The sequence below is a fragment of the Plebeiibacterium marinum genome (assembly GCF_026013615.1).
Taxonomy (GTDB): Bacteria; Bacteroidota; Bacteroidia; order Bacteroidales; family Marinilabiliaceae; genus Saccharicrinis; species Saccharicrinis marinus_A.
On sequence record NZ_JAPDPI010000185.1, the window covers coordinates 1 to 300 of the forward strand.

Genomic DNA, 300 nt, shown 5'->3' on the forward strand with positions numbered 1-300 from the left:
TCTTCCTCTATCTGATTAAAACCTATATGGTTGTAAATACTCCCGAATATGATTTCTGGCCCTACCGTTCTTATGTCTGAGTTACTGATATTTAACAGAGCCTCTTCTGTATAAGTGTCTTTGTCTGATAGGAATAGATTGTTTTGACCCGTGATTCTTTCAATTTCTTCATATCCAGCTATAACAAGCTTATCTATTTTCTGCTGTGTTGTGGCGCACCCAATTGTTTTTATAAGTTTATTTTGCCCTTTAACCTTCTGTATCACTTGCACAGAAACGCTTCCAGAGCTATTGTGTTTT

General features: G+C 36.3%; 1 pseudogene. It reads right to left on the bottom strand.

The window, feature by feature from the left end:
• Window positions 1–300: pseudogene (locus OM074_RS21420) on the bottom strand (IS1634 family transposase); the annotation flags it as partial.